Origin of the sequence: Vitreoscilla stercoraria DSM 513 (assembly GCF_000382305.1) — a bacterium.
In the GTDB taxonomy this organism is placed as follows: domain Bacteria; phylum Pseudomonadota; class Gammaproteobacteria; order Burkholderiales; family Neisseriaceae; genus Vitreoscilla; species Vitreoscilla stercoraria.
On the sequence record NZ_KB908021.1, the window covers coordinates 50,300 to 66,589 of the forward strand.

Genomic DNA, 16,290 nt, shown 5'->3' on the forward strand with positions numbered 1-16,290 from the left:
ATTGTGTATGCAACACCCTGTTTTACAGGGCGCTTGGATAGAGATTATTGGTCGTTGCGTTCGCGTTCTGAATACAAGCCTAATTTTTTCTGGAATGGGGCTTCATCAGCCACAAACACAAAGCTTGCTTCATGGCGCAAGTTGGTCAAAGTCACATGACCAAAAGCAGGGGCAACACTGGTGTCAGCACGCGTCATTTGGAAAGCTTTGTCATCCACATCCACTTTGACATCACCGTCAATGATGTGGAAAACCATCGCGCAAGAGCGGCGTGGCAATTGTACGCTTTCGTTCGGGCGCAACATGATGGCGCTGTAACCGATGATTTTTTGGCAATCGTCACCTGTTTCAGGATTGACATAAGCGACCTGTAAAATATTGCTGTCAGGTTCCACTTGTGCCATGGTTTCCAAAGCTTTTTTGGCATCAGACCATTTGTAACGCATAATCGGTGTGGTGCTGCTTGCGCGTTGGAAATGTTTGCTCGGCACAATGCCGCCGCCGTAAATGGTGTCAGTGGCGGTTTTGTGGATACTTTGACCGTCGCTGCCTTGAACGTAAGTGGCTTCAGAGTAATATACCAATGGCAAATCCAACACATCCAACCAAATCACTTCTTTGTCGCCATCGTGACCGTGTTCGTGCCACATGCCAGATGGGGTCAAAATCAAGTCACCGTGTTCCATAGGGCATTTTTCGCCTTCAACTGTGGTGTAAGCGCCTTCGCCTTCCACAATCAAACGCACCGCGTTAGGCGTATGGCGGTGAGATGGAGCCCATTCGCCCGGCAACAACAATTGCATGCCCAAGTAAATAATCGAGCTGGCACGCATGTTTTCCAAGCCGTGACCTGGATTGGCCAACACCAACACACGGCGTTCGGCTTTTTCAATTGGGGTCAATTCACCCGCTTGTAACAGCAATGGACGAATGTCTTGAAAATTCCAGCAAGTGGCTAAAGTGCGTGGACGCGGTGTTTCAGGCGGCATCACATCGCGCAAACTTGGCCAAAGCGGTACCAAATTTTTTTGCTCTAAGTCAGTGACATATTCTTTTGGCAAATCTGCTAAAGTGGCCAAGTTTTCCATTTGCTTTCCTTATTGAAATTCACCAAATTGTTAAAAATCAAGGTGATGCATTAAATTTCGTGTGTGTTTGTGCTTGCAGGTTTGTAATGTAGCAATTCAAAACACTTGTTTCCATAGCCAAAAAGCAATAATCTGTATTAATATTTTTAATATCTTTGAAGCGAGACTGTTGGTCATGTTTGATGTAGATGTTCGGTTATTGCAACTTTTTCAAGCCATTTTTCGCAACGGCAGTGTTTCTAAAGCCGCGGTGAAGCTCAATATTGGGCAACCTGCTGCCAGCATTGGTCTGAATAAGTTGCGCAGTCATTTCTCAAATCAATTGTTTGTGCGTGTCGGCAATCGGATGGAGGCAACCGACATTGCCAAAGAATTGGCACCGATGGTGGATGAGGCATTGGAACAAATTCGGGCGGTGAACGAATATCGCAAAGCGTTTAATCCTGCGGTGTCTAGCCAAGAATTCTGTCTCAGCATGACCGATATTAGCCATTTGCAGATGATTCCAAAATTGGTAGAGTATTTGAAACATCATGCGCCACACATTCGCATCAATGTGGTGCCCATTAACAGCAATTTACCGGGCTTAATGAGTACGGGAGAAGTGGATTTGGCCATCGGGTTCATTCCACAATTGGAAGCGGGGTTTTATCAACAAACCTTATTTAAGCAACACTATGTCGCCTTGGTGAGCAAATATCATCCGCGCATACAAGGCAACGAATTGAGTGTGGAAGCTTATTTAAATGAAAACCATATTGAAATTGTGCCACATGGAACAGGGCATTATTTGGTGGAGAGCGAATTGCGGAAAATGGGTTTAAAGCGCAATGTTGTGGTGAAGCTGCCCAGTTATTTGGGTGTTGGCTTGGTGATTCAAGAAACCGAATTGATTGCCACCATTCCAGAGCGTTTGAGCCATTTGTTGTTGTCTCGTGGTCACATCAAAGCATTGCCACTGCCTTATGCTTTGCCTACGTATAGCGTCAAACAACACTGGCATGAGCGCATGCACAACAGCCCTGAAAACCAATGGTTGCGCCAAGTTTGTTTTCAATTGTTTCATCATGGTCATCATAACAGCGTCCTGTAAAAAACAGCAATTTTGCAGCGGTATTCATTAAAGCTATTAGAATGTTGCCGCATGATTTATTCATTGAAAGATTGTGCTGTCCTACTTATGATGGCTGCTGTAAATGATTTTTGGAAAACAGATGTTAACAATTTACATTGATGCCGATGGTTGTCCTGTCAAAGACGAAGTGTATAAAGTGGCCAATCGTTATCAATTACCTGTCAAAGTGGTGGCCAATAAAGGCTTCAATATTCCCATGCACGCACTGATACAAATGGTGGTCGTGCCATCGGGATTGGATGTGGCGGATGATTGGATTGTCGAACATATTGAAGCACACGATATTTGTATTACCGCCGATATTCCTTTGGCTGATCGCTGCTTAAAAAAGCAAGCCCGTGTTTTGGATGTGCGTGGTGATGAGTTTACTGACAATATGATAGGCAATGCTTTGGCAACCCGAGAATTGATGAAAGAATTGCGTGAAGCAGGGCAAGTCAGCGGCGGTCCTGCCCCATTTTCACCGCGCGACCGTTCTAAATTTTTGTCTGGTTTAGACCGCGTGATACAGGCGATTAAGCGAGAGCAGCGTGCGCATTAAGCAGAATATGGCTGTTTGTTTGGCACATGCCGAGATTGAAGTTAAGCCCATTTATTGTATTGTTAGAGCTGAAAAATGAACATTGTTGTCTTGTATTCTAGCCGTTTCGGTCAAACTTTAAAAATCGCCCACGCTTTGCAAAGCCAATGGCAACAAGCGTCCTGTAAGGTAGATTTGTTCAATATTGAACAAACGCCCACGCTTGATTGGGATGCTTATGATGTGATTGTCATCGGTGCGTCTATTCGTTACGGGCATTATGCCAAAGCCGTACACCGCTTTATCGACACCCATACCGAAATATTAAACCAAAAACCCTCGTATTTTTACAGTGTCAGCATTCTCGCAGCCAAAGCTGAAAAATCCACGTTTGCAACCCATCCTTATACTCAAAAATTATTCGCAAACTGTTCATGGCAACCCCAACACATTGCCATTTTTGCAGGCGAATTGGCTTATCGAAAATACCATATTGTGGACAAATATTTGATGAAATTGGTGATGAGTTTCAATAAAAATGTCAGCTCAGATGTGCAAGAAATGGAGTTTACGGATTGGGAGAAAGTCAAACAATTGGGTGAACTTGTGGTTCAGCCATGATGACATTGATATTAAAAACTCATTGAACATCAAGATGAGATGATCAAATCAAATGGCTAAAAAGCGTCCTGTAAACTTTCTTACAGGACGCTTTTACTTGCATTGACTGGTTTTAATATTCAGAAATCAAATATCCAAATATTCCAAAATGCTGTGTGCGGCATCGCGACCTTCGGCAACCGCAGTCACGACCAAATCCGAGCCGCGTGTTACATCGCCGCCTGCGAAGATTTTGGCATTGGCGGTTTGTTGTTTCAGGCCGCCTTCGGATTGAATGCGACCTTTGGCGTCGATATTCACGCCCAAATTCGTGAGCCAAGGCATGGAATGTGGGGCAAAGCCAAATGCCACAATCACTGCATCACACGCAATCACGGTTTCGGAGCCTGCTACTGTTTCAGCACGACGGCGGCCTTGTGCGTCAGGCGCACCCATTTGGGTTTTGACCACACGCAAGCCGTTGACTTGACCGTCTTCATTGACTTCGATGGCGACAGGTTGCACATTGAACTGGAATTGTACGCCTTCTTCTTTGGCGTTTTGAAATTCTTTTTTCGAGCCTGGCATGTTTTCGGCATCGCGGCGATAGGCGCAAATCACTTCAGCAGCTTCTTGACGAATAGATGTGCGTACGCAGTCCATCGCCGTGTCGCCACCGCCCAAAACCACCACGCGTTTGCCTTGCATCGACACAAAATTGGCATCAGTCAAACCCATTTGGTGTTCGGTATTGCCAATTAAAAATGGCAAGGCTGAATACACGCCTTGCGCGTCTTCATTAGGCAAATTAGCTTGCATGCTTTGGTAAGTACCAACGCCCAAAAACACCGCATCGTAATCGGCTACCAATTGGTCTAATGTGACATCTACGCCAACATTGACACCCAATTTGAATTCGATGCCCATATCGGTGAAAATTTCACGACGGCGTATCAAGACTTCTTTTTCCAATTTGAATGATGGGATGCCAAAAGTGAGCAAGCCGCCAATTTCTTGAGCGCGTTCATACACCGTTACAGCCACACCATTACGGCGCAACACATCCGCGCAACCCAAGCCCGCAGGACCTGAACCGACAATCGCTACCCGTTTTGCATCGGCTTGTAATGGTGCCACACTTGGCCGCCAACCTTGTGCAAAAGCCGTTTCGGTGATGTATTTTTCCACGCTGCCGATGGTTACGGCGCCAAACTCTTCGTTCAAAGTACATGCGCCTTCGCACAAACGGTCTTGTGGACACACGCGACCACATACTTCTGGCAAACTGTTGGTTTGGTGTGCCAATTCTGCTGCTTCAATGATGCGACCTTCATATGCCAAACGCAGCCAATTGGGAATGTTGTTGTGCAATGGGCATTTGTGTTGGCAATATGGGTTGCCGCAGCCCAAACAACGGTCAGACTGTGCTGCCGCTTGCGTGGCGGTGAAGCTTTGGTAAATTTCTACGAAAGTGGATGTGCGTGCGCCCAAAGGTTTTTTAGGTGGATCTACACGGGGTAAGTCAATAAATTGATAGACATTTTCTTGTTGTGACATAAGGTGTTCCTAATGTTTTTATGGGCGTCCTGTAAACGTTTACAGGACGCTTGTTCAGGTTTTTATTGGGTAACGGCACGCAATTCGGTCACGCTGCGGCGTTTGTGACCGAGCAAGGCATTGACGTCATTGGCTTTGGGTTTGACCAACACAAATTGGTCGATATAATTTTCCCAATTGGCCAAAATGCGTTCGCCCACCGCACTGTGGGTGTATTCCACATGGCGCGCAATCAAGCCGCGCAAATGTTCTTGGTGCATCGGCAAATCCGCAATCGACAAACCTTCGACCATTTCGCCATTGATGCGGCCTGTAAAACCACCATCCACATCCAAAATGTAGGCAAAACCACCGGTCATGCCTGCGCCAAAGTTGATACCCGTTTTGCCCAATACCGTCACCACGCCGCCGGTCATGTATTCACAACCGTTGTCGCCGATGCCTTCCACCACGGCAGTTGCACCTGAGTTGCGCACACCAAAACGCTCACCAACACGGCCTGATGCGAACAATGCACCACCTGTGGCACCGTACAAACAAGTATTGCCCGCGATGGTAGCGTCTTCTGCTTTGAAAGCAGTACCGCCATGAGGGCGAATGACAATTTGTCCGCCTGCCATGCCTTTACCAACATAATCGTTGGCGTCTCCCGTCAAATACAAATTCACCGAGCCTGCGAGCCACACGCCAAAACTTTGGCCAGCGGTGCCGTTAAAATGCAAATCAATGCTGTGTTCGATGCGACCACGATTGCCAAATTGTGCGGCAATCAAACCCGAAACCGTGGCACCAACTGAGCGGTCAAGGTTGCAGATATCAAAGTGTTGTTGTACGTTTTTGTGGTTGGCCAAAGCATCGGTCGTGGCTTCCACAATCGCACGGTTCAATTCGCCTTTGTCAAATGGCGGATTGGTTTGGGTGCAAAAGCGTGCCGAACCTTCAGGAACGACAGGTGCGTACAACAATGCCGATAAATCCAAACCTTTTTGCTTGTTGGTTTTGCCTTCGATCAATTCCAATAAGTCGGTGCGACCAATCAAATCGGTTAATTTTGCCACGCCCAAAGATGCCAAAATTTCACGCACATCTTGCGCAATGAATTGGAAGTAATGCATCGCTTTTTCAGGCAAACCATGGAAATGTTTGCGGCGCAATGTATCGTCTTGGGTAGCCACGCCTGTGGCGCAATTGTTCAAATGGCAAATGCGCAAATAGCGACAACCCAAAGCCACCATCGGACCTGTACCAAAACCAAAGCTTTCTGCACCCAAAATCGCGGCTTTGACAATGTCCAAACCTGTTTTCAGGCCGCCATCAACTTGCAAACGCACTTTGTGGCGCAAATTGTTTTCAACCAATGCTTGCTGCGCTTCGGCCAAACCCAATTCCCATGGGCTGCCTGCGTATTTCACCGATGTCAAAGGCGAAGCGCCTGTACCGCCGTCATAGCCTGAAATGGTAATCAAATCGGCATAGGCTTTGGCCACGCCTGTGGCAATCGTACCCACGCCTGGCAAAGACACTAATTTTACTGAAATCAAAGCTTTAGGATTGACTTGTTTCAAGTCAAAAATCAATTGTGCCAAGTCTTCGATAGAATAAATATCATGGTGCGGAGGCGGAGAAATCAAGGTTGAACCCGGTACGGCATAGCGCAATTCGGCGATGTAAGGCGTGACTTTATCGCCCGGCAACTGACCGCCTTCACCAGGTTTGGCACCTTGTGCGACTTTGATTTGAATCACATCCGCGCTCATCAAATACGCAGGTGTCACACCAAAGCGTCCTGAAGCGACTTGTTTGATGCGGGATACTTTTTCCGTGCCGTAGCGTTTTGGGTCTTCACCACCTTCGCCTGAGTTGGAAAAACCACCCAAACGGTTCATCGCAATGGCCAAAGCTTCGTGTGCTTCTGGGCTTAATGCGCCAATAGACATCGCGGCTGAGTCAAAGCGTTGGTACAAGTTGGTTGCAGGCTCGACTTCGGCAATGTCGATGGCTGTGGCGGCTTCGGTTTTGATGCGCAACAAATCGCGAATGGTGGAAGCTGGGCGATGGTTGACCACATCGCGATACGCCAAATAGTCTTGGTAATCGCCTGAATTGACTGCTTTTTGCAAAGTATTGACCACATCAGGGTTGTACATATGGTACTCACCTTGCGGTTTGTATTTGAGCAAACCGCCTGCATCCAAAGTTTTGCTTTGACGCCACGCGTCTTTGTGCCATTTTTTCAAATCGCCTTCTAACTCAGGGAAGCCCGCGCCATTGATGCGGCTGACCATGCCTTTGAAGCACTCATTCACCACTTCATTGCCGATGCCGACCAATTCAAACAAGCGTGCACAACGGTAAGATGACACAGTCGAAATACCCATTTTCGACATGATTTTGTACAAGCCTTTGTTGATGCTGTTGCGGAAGTTCGCTGTCACCACACGCAAAGGTTTGGCAATCGCACCGCAAGAGACCATATACGCCAAAGATTCATATGCCAAATATGGATACACGGCAGTCGCACCCAAACCGATTAAGACCGCAAAATGGTGTGGGTCACGCGCTGAGCCCGTTTCCACCACAATATTGGCATCACAACGCAAATTGGTTTCCACCAAGCGCTGTTGCACTGCACCAACAGACAGCGGCGCTGGAATTTGAATCAAATCTTTGCCAATCTCACGGTCTGAAATCACGAGCAAAACCGCACCGTTTTGAACCGCTGCAACCGCTTCATCGCACAACTGTTTGATAGCGTCTTGTAAAGTCGTGGTGTTAGGGTTGTAAACGGCTTTCAAGACTTGGTGTTGGTAGTCTTTCGCTGGCAAACGCAACAATTGTTGCATGTCTGAATACAATAAAATTGGGGATTTGAAATTCACGCGGCTGGACATGCCTTCGGCTTCAAAAAACACCGACATTTCACGCCCAATGGAAGTGGCTAAACTCATCACGTGTGCTTCACGCAATGGGTCAATAGGCGGGTTGGTCACTTGGGCAAAATATTGGCGGAAATAGTCATAAACCAAACGTGGACGCTCAGAGAAGACCGCAAACGGCGCGTCATCACCCATAGAACCGACGGCTTCTTGACCGTTTTCACCCATCACCCGCAACACAGTTTCCAATTCTTCTTGGTTGTAACCGAATTGTTTTTGATAAATGGTTAACTCATCTTGATTCAAAGACGCATCACCGACTTCGTCTTCAGGCATTTGCTCAAATGGCACCAAGCGCAAGACATTTTTTTGCAACCAATCTTTGTACGGATGGCGTGCTTTGAGCTCGTTGTCGATTTCGTGTGAGTGCAACATTTTGCCAGTACGGGTATCAATCACCAACAATTGACCCGGACCGACGCGGCCTTTGTCCAATACTTCGTCAGGTGCATAATCCCAAATACCCACTTCGGATGCGATGGTAATCAATTTGTCTTCGGTAATCACATAGCGAGCAGGGCGCAAACCATTGCGGTCCAAGGTACAGGCCGCATAACGACCATCGGACAATACGATGCCCGCAGGACCATCCCACGGTTCCATGTGCATGGAATTAAAATCGTAGAATGAACGCAAATCAGCGTCCATATCTGGGTTGTTTTGCCATGCAGGTGGCACGAGCAAGCGCATCGCGCGGAACAAGTCCATGCCGCCGTTGACAAACAATTCCAACATATTGTCCAAAGAACTAGAATCTGAACCTGAGTTGTTCACAAATGGCGCTGCCGTTTGTAAATCGGGAATCAATGGGGTGCGGTATTTGTAAGCACGTGCTTGTGCCCAAGCTCGGTTGGCGGAAATGGTGTTGATTTCGCCATTGTGTGCCAAATAACGGAATGGCTGAGCCAATTTCCATTGTGGCAAGGTGTTGGTTGAGAAACGTTGGTGAAACAAGCAAATTGACGATTGCATGCGCAAATCACCCAAGTCCAAATAAAACTTAGGCAAGTCTTTAGGCATGCACAAGCCTTTGTAAATGGTCACTTGATTGGACAAGCTGCAAACGTAAAAATCTTCGTGGCTGATGCGCTTTTCAATGCGGCGGCGCGTGATGAACATGCGGCGTTCCATGTCTTTTTCACGCCAGCCAGCTGGGGCATTGACAAACACTTGGCGGATGCGTGGCATGCTGGATGCGGCAATCGAACCCAAGATGCTTTCGTTGACAGGCACATCACGCCACCAAGCGACCTGTAAGGTTTCTTGCAAAAATTCGTCTTCAATAATATTTTTGAATTCTTGCTCTAAAGCGTCGTCTTGGGGAAAAAAAATCATGCCGACTGCAAATTGTTTTGCTAAGTGGACATGATTTTCTTCGGCTACGGTTTGGAAGAAGGTTTTTGGTAGTTGTAATAATAGACCGCAACCATCACCTGTTTTTCCATCTGAGAGTATGGCTCCGCGATGTTGCATACGGGATAAGCCTAAAATGGCTGTACGCACTACTTTGTGGCTAGGCTGGCCTTCTAAGTGTGCAATCAGGCCGAAGCCACAGTTTTCTTTTACTAAGGAGCGATCGTGCAACATAATTTCTGCGACCTTTCTGACGCTGGTCTGATGTCGATGAGGAGGTTGTTGTTTTTAAACTTGGGTTTATAAACATACAGAAAAATGTTGCTGTGCGTCAAAGGTTTTTTGCACTGCGGAACTGTCTCAAAATTGTCATTGCTATCAAATGTCTAAGCTAAATATTTAAAAATACTCACTTTTATATTTCAGCTCGTTTTAACAGATGATGCCGTTTTTACAGGCAGTTTTATATGGTTTATGCTAAAAAATAAATACAAAACTACTTTGAATAAAGATAAAAAGCCTTGATTTAGCAATATTTTGGCAGAAATGGCTAAGATAAAAAATTTGGTAAAATTTAACGCTTGGATTTGAAGAAATTTTGCATTAAAAGTCGGCAATCGTCCGCCAAAATGCCGCTGAAAAATGCGCTGTGGTGATTGAGTGATTTGTGATTTTGCAATTGTAATTGGCTCTGCACAGCCCCCATTTTGGCTTCGGCAATGCCATAAAACACCCGTTGGATTCGAGATTGCAATAAAGCGCCACAACACATGGTGCAAGGTTCAACCGTGACATACAAATCACACTCAGACAAACGATACGTACCCAAAATTTGTCCTGCTCGTTGCAAAGCCAGCATTTCGGCATGTGCGCCCACAAAATGCTGCTGTATGCATTCATTGTGTGCAGCGGCAATGATTTTTCCATCATGCACCACGACGGCACCAATTGGAATTTCGCCCATATCAAAAGCCCGTTGCGCTTGCCTTAAGGCATGTTGCATATGGCTTTTTTGTTCGACTAAGGGTGGCGGTAAACGTATGGGCGGTAAGGCTTTATAAGCGTCCTGTAAAGCTTGTTTGGCGTCACTGTCCAATTGCTGCACAGGCACACCGTGGCACAATGCACCCAATTGCCATAACACGGTAGAAGTCACGGTTAAACCTGAGGCTTTGAGCTGTGCAAAGGCTGTGGCTGCACCCACTTGCTGCAAATCGTCGACCGTGTGAAGGTTTAATGTGTGTAAGCGTTGCACCACCGAGGGACTTAAAGGTGGCGTACTGAGGGAGGTATTCAAATAAGCGTCCTGCTAATAAAACTGCCCGCAGCAACGCGGGCAGTGGTTAAGATAATCATCCGATGGATATCAATCTTCAGTGTTGTTTTTGTCTTTTTCTTTCTTGGCTTCGTCCAATTTTTTCTTGTCCATGCCTTTACCCATGGCTTCTTGATACGCGCTAGGGTCTTTGAGCAAAGACAAAGCTTTGGCCAATTGCTCGTCTTTGGCAGGGTTGGGAATGCGTGAACTTAAAATATCTTCGGTACTGTTTTTCTTGTCTTTGGATTTGTTTTTATCGTCTTTGTCAGCTGGCGTGACGCTGGATGTGTCACTGGCCGTTTTTACAGGTTCTTCATCGTATACGACAATGCCGCCTTTGTTTTCTTCACCACCATTTGGATTGGCAATGTGACCACGGTAATCGGCTTCACGGTATTCAACAGTACGGGTTTTGTCTTTGACTTCGACATCGGGCAAAATACCTTGCGCTTGAATCGAACGGTCGTTAGGCGTGTAATACAAAGACGTGGTCAATTTGATGCCACCGCCATTGGACAACGGTAATACCGATTGCACCGAGCCTTTGCCAAACGATGGTGTGCCGACCAAAACCGCGCGTTTGTGGTCTTGCAAAGCACCTGCAACGATTTCAGAGGCAGAAGCTGAGCCTGAATTAATCAAAATCGTGATTGGAATGTCTTTTAAATTGGCAGGCAAACCCGCTAATGGGTCTTTGCTTTCACCCATAGCATAATCGTCTTGGGTGGCTTTGAGTTTCATGCCTTCTTTGCCATCGCGACCTTTGGTGCTGACAATTTTACTGCCTTCAGGCAAGAATGCTGCCGATACGCCTACCGCACCTGTGAGCAAACCACCAGGGTCATCACGCAAATCCAAAATCAAACCTTTGAGATTGCCTTTGTTTTCTTTGACCAATTTTTGAATATTTTCATTGAGCAAGGCAACAGTCGGTTGTTGGAATTGAGTAATGCGCACATAACCAATGCCCGGTTCAAGCAAATGACTGCGCACGCTGCGTACTTTGATGACGGCACGGGTTAAATTCACGACAATTGGTTGAGTGGCATCTTTGCGTGACAAGGTCAAGGTGATTTTGGTATCAGGCTTGCCTCGCATCAATTTCACCGCTTCAGTCGTCGACATGCCACGGGTAGAGGTTTCGTTGATTTTGGTAATATAGTCGCCACTTCTGACACCCGCACGTTCAGCAGGCGTATCTTCAATAGGCGCAATGACTTTGATAAAGCCATCTTCAGAGCCGATTTCCATGCCCAAACCACCAAATTCGCCGCTCGTATTTTCTTTTAAATCGACAAAATCTTTAGGCGACATGTAATCAGAGTGAGGGTCCAAACTGGAAACCATGCCTTGGATGGCACTTTCTAGCAATTTTTCATCATCGGTGACTTCAACATAATTGGCCTTAATTTGACCATAAGCCTCAGCCCAAGTACGGATGCCTTGAACTGGCAAACTGTTTTTGTCTTGTTCGTTGGCAAAGCTTTGCACACTCAAGCTCAAGGCAATGCCTGTTAGAGTGCCAAAACCATAGATGGCGAGTTTTTTCGCAGTATTTTTTTGCTTTGTCATTAAATTTTTACCATTCTTCAACAAACTCATTCAGGGCATTAGCATATTCACTTTTGCCATAACAAACAACCACAGCGCAGTAAATGTTTGCTAAACAATGTTTTTAACCCACCCACGATAAAGGGTTCATCGCACGGGTTTGGTAGCGCACTTCAAAATATGTGCCTTGCTCACCGCTAGGCAAGCGACCGCTGCTGCCTATTCGTGCGCGCGAGGTAAGTTGTTCACCTGTACTCACTTGTATGGATGCCAAACCAGAATACACTGTCATGTAACCACCATCGTGATCGACAATCACCGTACTGCCATAGCCTTGCAGCGTTGCGGCATATACCACTTCGCCTTCGGCTACGGTGTGTACGCTTGCACCTTGATTTTGGATGAAAATGCCTTTCCAAGTGCCGCCTGAAGGACGTGCGCTGCCAAAGCGTCCTGTAATCATTCCCGTAGCAGGCAAGGCCATACGTCCTTGCATTTGGCTAAAGCGATGGCTAGGCGCACTGGCAGCCGTTTGGATAAAAGCGTTTGCATCCAAAGCCATGTCTTCGGCAGTCAAGCCGTGCTGAGTATTGGGAGTATTTAATTTGGGTAAAGTTTTGGGTTTGGTGGTAACAGCTTGATTGCTGACAACTTTAGGCAGTGTTTTTTTGATAACTTTGGGTTTGGCTGCTTGCTGTCGGTTCAGGCGAGCGAGCAAAGTTTGCAAGCGTTTTTCGTCTTGTTTTAAATCTTGAATGTGGGCTTGTTGTTTGGCAATATTGTTTTGCAAAACAGTGTGTTGTTTGGCTTGACCTTGACGTTGGCTTTGTAAGCGTTGATGTACTTTAGTGCTTTGTTGTTGCAATTGTTGCAGTTTGGCATGTTCTGCGGCAATTTTTGTCTGTTGAGCGTCGATTTGCACCATGTGTTGCTTCAAATCGCGCAAAACCTGTTCATTGGCTTGGTGCAAATAACGCAAATAGGCAATATGGCGACCTTTTTGGTTGGGATTGCTGTTTTTGAGCAATAAAACCACCGCTTCAGGCTGCTTGTTTTTGTATTGGCTATTGAGCAAGCGTTGTGCTTGGGCTTTGTTGTGTTGGTTTTGGGTTTGCAATTGGGATAATTGCAATTGCAGTTGTGACAATACTTCTGCTGATTGGCGTTGCTTGAGCGTCAGTTGCGCCAATTCATGGCTTGCCGCTTGCAGGGCGGTTTGGGTTTTTTGAATGTCGGTGTTGAGTTTTTTCTGCTCTTGTTTGTGTTCGCTGAGGGTTTGCTCAGCTTGTTTGAGCTCTTGCTGTACGGCTTGAACATCTTGACTGGCCTCAAGATTTTGCGCCGATGGCGCCGCCGTGTTTGCCCACAATGCCATGCTGGCACTCAGAGCAAACACAGAACCAAATAATGGAATCCATTTCATGCGGCGCATTACCTCAGGTTAAGGTTTAAGCAAATTGAATCAAGTTTTGACCGCTCATCTCAGCAGGTGGCGTCAAACCTGCCATCGCCAACAAAGTCGGCGCGATGTCTTTTAACGCACCGCCTGTTTGAATCGTTGCAGGACGACCCACGTAAATGAATGGCACAGGTTGGGTGGTGTGTTGTGTGTGTGCTTGGCCATTGCCGTGGTCAAACATGTTTTCACAATTGCCATGGTCTGCCGTAATCAACACTTCGCCACCTGCGGCAATCACCGCATCGACCACTTGACCGACACAGGTATCCAATGCTTCCACCGCTTTGACTGCCGCTTCAAATACGCCAGTGTGTCCGACCATGTCGCCATTGGCAAAATTGCACATGATGAAGTCAAAACGGTTGTTTTGTACTGCTTCTACGATGTGTTGTGTCACCACAGGCGCATTCATTTCAGGCTGCATGTCATAAGTTTTCACTTTTGGAGACGGCACCAAAATACGCTCTTCGCCTGCATACGGTTCTTCACGACCGCCGCTGAAGAAATACGTCACATGCGGGTATTTTTCGGTTTCGGCAATGCGCAATTGCGTCAAACCTTGAGAGGATACAAATTCGCCCAAACCATTGCTGATTGATTGTGGTGCAAACATTACAGGGTGGGTGTATTGTTTGCCGTAGCTGGTTAAGCTGGTGTAGTAAGCGATTTTTGGCTGTTTGGCACGTTCAAAACCATCAAAATCTGCATTGAGCAAGGCTTGGGTGATTTCGCGCGCACGGTCGGCACGGAAATTCATATTGATGACCACATCGCCGTCTTCAATCACCATGTTCGAATCAATCAATGTCGCTTGTACAAATTCGTCGTTTTCACCGCGCGCATAAGCGTCCTGTAAGGCTTGAACGGCTGAATTGGCACTGAATGGTGCAGCAACGCCTACCAAAGCGTCATAAGCGGTTTGCACACGCTCCCAACGGTTGTCACGATCCATTGCAAAAAAGCGACCCACAACCGTACCAATATGCACTTGTGGGTGTGCTTTGGTATAGTCTTGTAATTGGGCTAAATACGCTTCGGCGCTTTGCGGTGGTGTGTCACGACCATCTAAAAATGGGTGCACCACAATCGTTGCCACGCCAGCTGCCACCGCAGCATCCAATACAGCAAAGAAATGGCTGATATGACTGTGAACGCCACCGTCAGACAATAAACCTATCAAATGCAATTTTTTGCCATTGGCGTATTTGAAAGCGTCCTGTAAAGCTGCGTTGTCTTTCAAAGTATTTTCTTCCACCGCCATATCAATGCGGGTGATGTCTTGCTCAACAATGCGACCTGCGCCAATATTCAAGTGACCGACTTCAGAATTACCAAATTGACCACGCGGCAAGCCGACCATGCGTTCAGAGGCATCAATGGTGCCAAAAGCGTAGTCTTTCATCAAAGCGTCCAAGCGCGGGGTGTTTGCCGCAGCGATGGCATTGTCTTCGATTTCAGTACGATAGCCGAAGCCGTCTAAGATGAGCAAAACGATGGGTTTGGTAATATTCACGTCACAGACCTTTATACAGACACAGTAAAATGAGCACTGCGTGCACGCAGTTTTTCAATTGAGAGCGCAATTATACGTTGTAAGACTTGTCAAATTCAACGACAGCACCATATAGACAGTCAATTGTAACTGCAATTGAACACATTAAAGAGGTGTCATCATGACCAAAACCAACCAAAAAATAGAAAATTTGGCCAATTATTTTCTGATTGCCATGCCCAATATGGACGATACATTTTTCAGTGGCAGCGTGGTGTACATTTGTGAACACAATGAAGACGGTGCGATGGGCGTGGTGATTAACAAACCATCACCATTAACCATGAACCAATTGTTTGAAGCCATACAACAGCGCACGCCATTGCAATACGATGAACAAGCGGTCTTGATGGGCGGTCCTGTACAAGTCGATAGAGGCTTTTTATTGCACACGCCTGTGGGAGATTGGGAAAGCAGTGTTTTGGTCAGCGAAGACATCGCTTTTACCACTTCACGCGATATTATTGAGGACTTGGCACACAATACTCAAAACACAGAAGCCAAAACTTTGGCCACCATTGGTTATGCAGGTTGGAAAAAAAACCAGCTTGAAGACGAGTTGGCGAAAAATGCTTGGCTGACGGTCAAAGCAGACCAACACATCATGTTTGATTTGCCTGTTGCGGAGCGTTACAACGCTGCTTTGCAATTGCTTGGTATCAATCCTGCCAATTTAGTACAAGGGGCAGGACATGCTTGAAGCACCACGCGGGACGACTTTGGGTTTTGATTTTGGTGCTGCGCGCATTGGCGTGGCACAAGGCGATGCCGAAGTGGCAATGGCGCATCCGATTGTCACCATCAGCGAAACGGAAAACAGCAAAAAGTTTGCAGCAGTGGAAGCTTTGATCAAAGAATGGCGTCCCAACCAATTGGTGGTGGGTTTGCCTGCACACATGGATGGCGTGGAGCATGAAACCTCGGCTTTGTGCCGCAAATTTGCGCAACGCTTGAATGGGCGTTTTGGTTTGCCTGTGTATTTGGTCGATGAGCGTATGTCGTCAGTCTATGCTGAAAGCCTGCTTGCCGAGGCGAATGTGTTTGGTCGAAAACAAAAAGCCTATTTAGACCAAGTGGCCGCCCAAGCGATTTTGATGACGTTTTTTGAAAATGGCGCGATGGAATTGGTAGAGCGCAAAGCAGAGTCTTAAAACATCGACAGCAACCTATTCATGCATGGCAAATGCGTTTTGAATGTCAAAGCGTCCTGTAAACTTACAG

The 16,290-nt window shown here is 46.7% G+C and carries 12 protein-coding genes; 5 read left to right on the forward strand and 7 right to left on the reverse strand.

The features are described from left to right. Window positions 1-44: 44 nt before the first annotated feature. Window positions 45-1,088, reverse strand: coding sequence for a cupin domain-containing protein (locus tag H150_RS0103885; protein ID WP_019957742.1), 1,044 nt, complete (start codon window positions 1,086-1,088; stop codon window positions 45-47). A gap of 175 nt (window positions 1,089-1,263) precedes the next feature. On the opposite strand from H150_RS0103885, the gene H150_RS0103890 reads away from it, so the two are divergent. The 3 genes from H150_RS0103890 to hemG all read left to right on the forward strand — a co-directional run bounded on the left by H150_RS0103890 (window position 1,264) and on the right by hemG (window position 3,364). Further along, window positions 1,264-2,181, forward strand: a complete 918-nt coding sequence (locus H150_RS0103890) for a LysR family transcriptional regulator (RefSeq protein ID WP_019957743.1) — start codon at window positions 1,264-1,266, stop codon at window positions 2,179-2,181. Between the two features lie 121 nt (window positions 2,182-2,302). Next, window positions 2,303-2,764 carry a YaiI/YqxD family protein gene (locus H150_RS0103895; protein ID WP_019957744.1) on the forward strand — a complete coding sequence of 154 codons (462 nt, stop codon included), beginning with the start codon at window positions 2,303-2,305 and terminating at the stop codon, window positions 2,762-2,764. A 75-nt stretch (window positions 2,765-2,839) separates the two neighbouring features. Further along, window positions 2,840-3,364, forward strand: coding sequence for a menaquinone-dependent protoporphyrinogen IX dehydrogenase (gene hemG, locus H150_RS0103900; RefSeq protein WP_019957745.1), 525 nt, complete (start codon window positions 2,840-2,842; stop codon window positions 3,362-3,364). Window positions 3,365-3,490: 126 nt separating this feature from the next. On the opposite strand, the gene H150_RS0103905 is transcribed toward hemG, so the two are convergent. The 6 genes from H150_RS0103905 to gpmI all read right to left on the reverse strand — a co-directional run bounded on the left by H150_RS0103905 (window position 3,491) and on the right by gpmI (window position 15,030). Then, window positions 3,491-4,900 carry an FAD-dependent oxidoreductase gene (locus H150_RS0103905; RefSeq protein ID WP_019957746.1) on the reverse strand — a complete coding sequence of 470 codons (1,410 nt, stop codon included), beginning with the start codon at window positions 4,898-4,900 and terminating at the stop codon, window positions 3,491-3,493. A gap of 62 nt (window positions 4,901-4,962) precedes the next feature. After that, entirely contained in the window at window positions 4,963-9,423 is a 4,461-nt protein-coding gene (gltB, locus tag H150_RS0103910; RefSeq protein WP_019957747.1) for a glutamate synthase large subunit, read from the reverse strand. A gap of 340 nt (window positions 9,424-9,763) precedes the next feature. Further along, window positions 9,764-10,486, reverse strand: a complete 723-nt coding sequence (gene tadA, locus H150_RS0103915) for a tRNA adenosine(34) deaminase TadA (protein ID WP_026353451.1) — start codon at window positions 10,484-10,486, stop codon at window positions 9,764-9,766. Between the two features lie 69 nt (window positions 10,487-10,555). Then, the gene (locus tag H150_RS0103920) at window positions 10,556-12,079 is read right to left on the reverse strand and encodes a S41 family peptidase (RefSeq protein ID WP_026353452.1); all 1,524 of its coding nucleotides are present in this window, start codon (window positions 12,077-12,079) and stop codon (window positions 10,556-10,558) included. A gap of 103 nt (window positions 12,080-12,182) precedes the next feature. Further along, window positions 12,183-13,481, reverse strand: coding sequence for a murein hydrolase activator EnvC family protein (locus tag H150_RS13660; protein WP_051082984.1), 1,299 nt, complete (start codon window positions 13,479-13,481; stop codon window positions 12,183-12,185). A 25-nt stretch (window positions 13,482-13,506) separates the two neighbouring features. Beyond that, the gene (gene gpmI, locus H150_RS0103930; RefSeq protein ID WP_019957751.1) at window positions 13,507-15,030 is read right to left on the reverse strand and encodes a 2,3-bisphosphoglycerate-independent phosphoglycerate mutase; all 1,524 of its coding nucleotides are present in this window, start codon (window positions 15,028-15,030) and stop codon (window positions 13,507-13,509) included. A 160-nt stretch (window positions 15,031-15,190) separates the two neighbouring features. Between gpmI and H150_RS0103935 the strand changes: the two genes are divergently transcribed. Together H150_RS0103935 and ruvX are read left to right on the forward strand one after the other, a co-directional pair. Then, window positions 15,191-15,769 (forward strand): YqgE/AlgH family protein, encoded by a 579-nt coding sequence (locus H150_RS0103935; protein ID WP_019957752.1) that lies wholly within the window; start codon window positions 15,191-15,193, stop codon window positions 15,767-15,769. Further along, complete coding sequence (gene ruvX / locus H150_RS0103940) at window positions 15,762-16,220, forward strand: Holliday junction resolvase RuvX (protein WP_019957753.1); 459 nt, start codon at window positions 15,762-15,764, stop codon at window positions 16,218-16,220. The genes H150_RS0103935 and ruvX overlap by 8 nt, the downstream gene beginning before the upstream one ends. The last annotated feature ends 70 nt before the right edge of the window (window positions 16,221-16,290 follow it).

Bases quoted from the DNA above. Each gene is read 5' to 3' on its own strand.
- H150_RS0103885 (WP_019957742.1), bottom strand. From the start codon at position 1,088: ATGGAAAACTTGGCCACTTTAGCAGATTTGCCAAAAGAATATGTCACT.
- H150_RS0103890 (WP_019957743.1), top strand. From the start codon at position 1,264: ATGTTTGATGTAGATGTTCGGTTATTGCAACTTTTTCAAGCCATTTTT.
- H150_RS0103895 (WP_019957744.1), top strand. From the start codon at position 2,303: ATGTTAACAATTTACATTGATGCCGATGGTTGTCCTGTCAAAGACGAA.
- hemG (WP_019957745.1), top strand. From the start codon at position 2,840: ATGAACATTGTTGTCTTGTATTCTAGCCGTTTCGGTCAAACTTTAAAA.
- H150_RS0103905 (WP_019957746.1), bottom strand. From the start codon at position 4,900: ATGTCACAACAAGAAAATGTCTATCAATTTATTGACTTACCCCGTGTA.
- gltB (WP_019957747.1), bottom strand. From the start codon at position 9,423: ATGTTGCACGATCGCTCCTTAGTAAAAGAAAACTGTGGCTTCGGCCTG.
- H150_RS0103920 (WP_026353452.1), bottom strand. From the start codon at position 12,079: ATGACAAAGCAAAAAAATACTGCGAAAAAACTCGCCATCTATGGTTTT.
- H150_RS13660 (WP_051082984.1), bottom strand. From the start codon at position 13,481: ATGAAATGGATTCCATTATTTGGTTCTGTGTTTGCTCTGAGTGCCAGC.
- H150_RS0103935 (WP_019957752.1), top strand. From the start codon at position 15,191: ATGACCAAAACCAACCAAAAAATAGAAAATTTGGCCAATTATTTTCTG.
- ruvX (WP_019957753.1), top strand. From the start codon at position 15,762: ATGCTTGAAGCACCACGCGGGACGACTTTGGGTTTTGATTTTGGTGCT.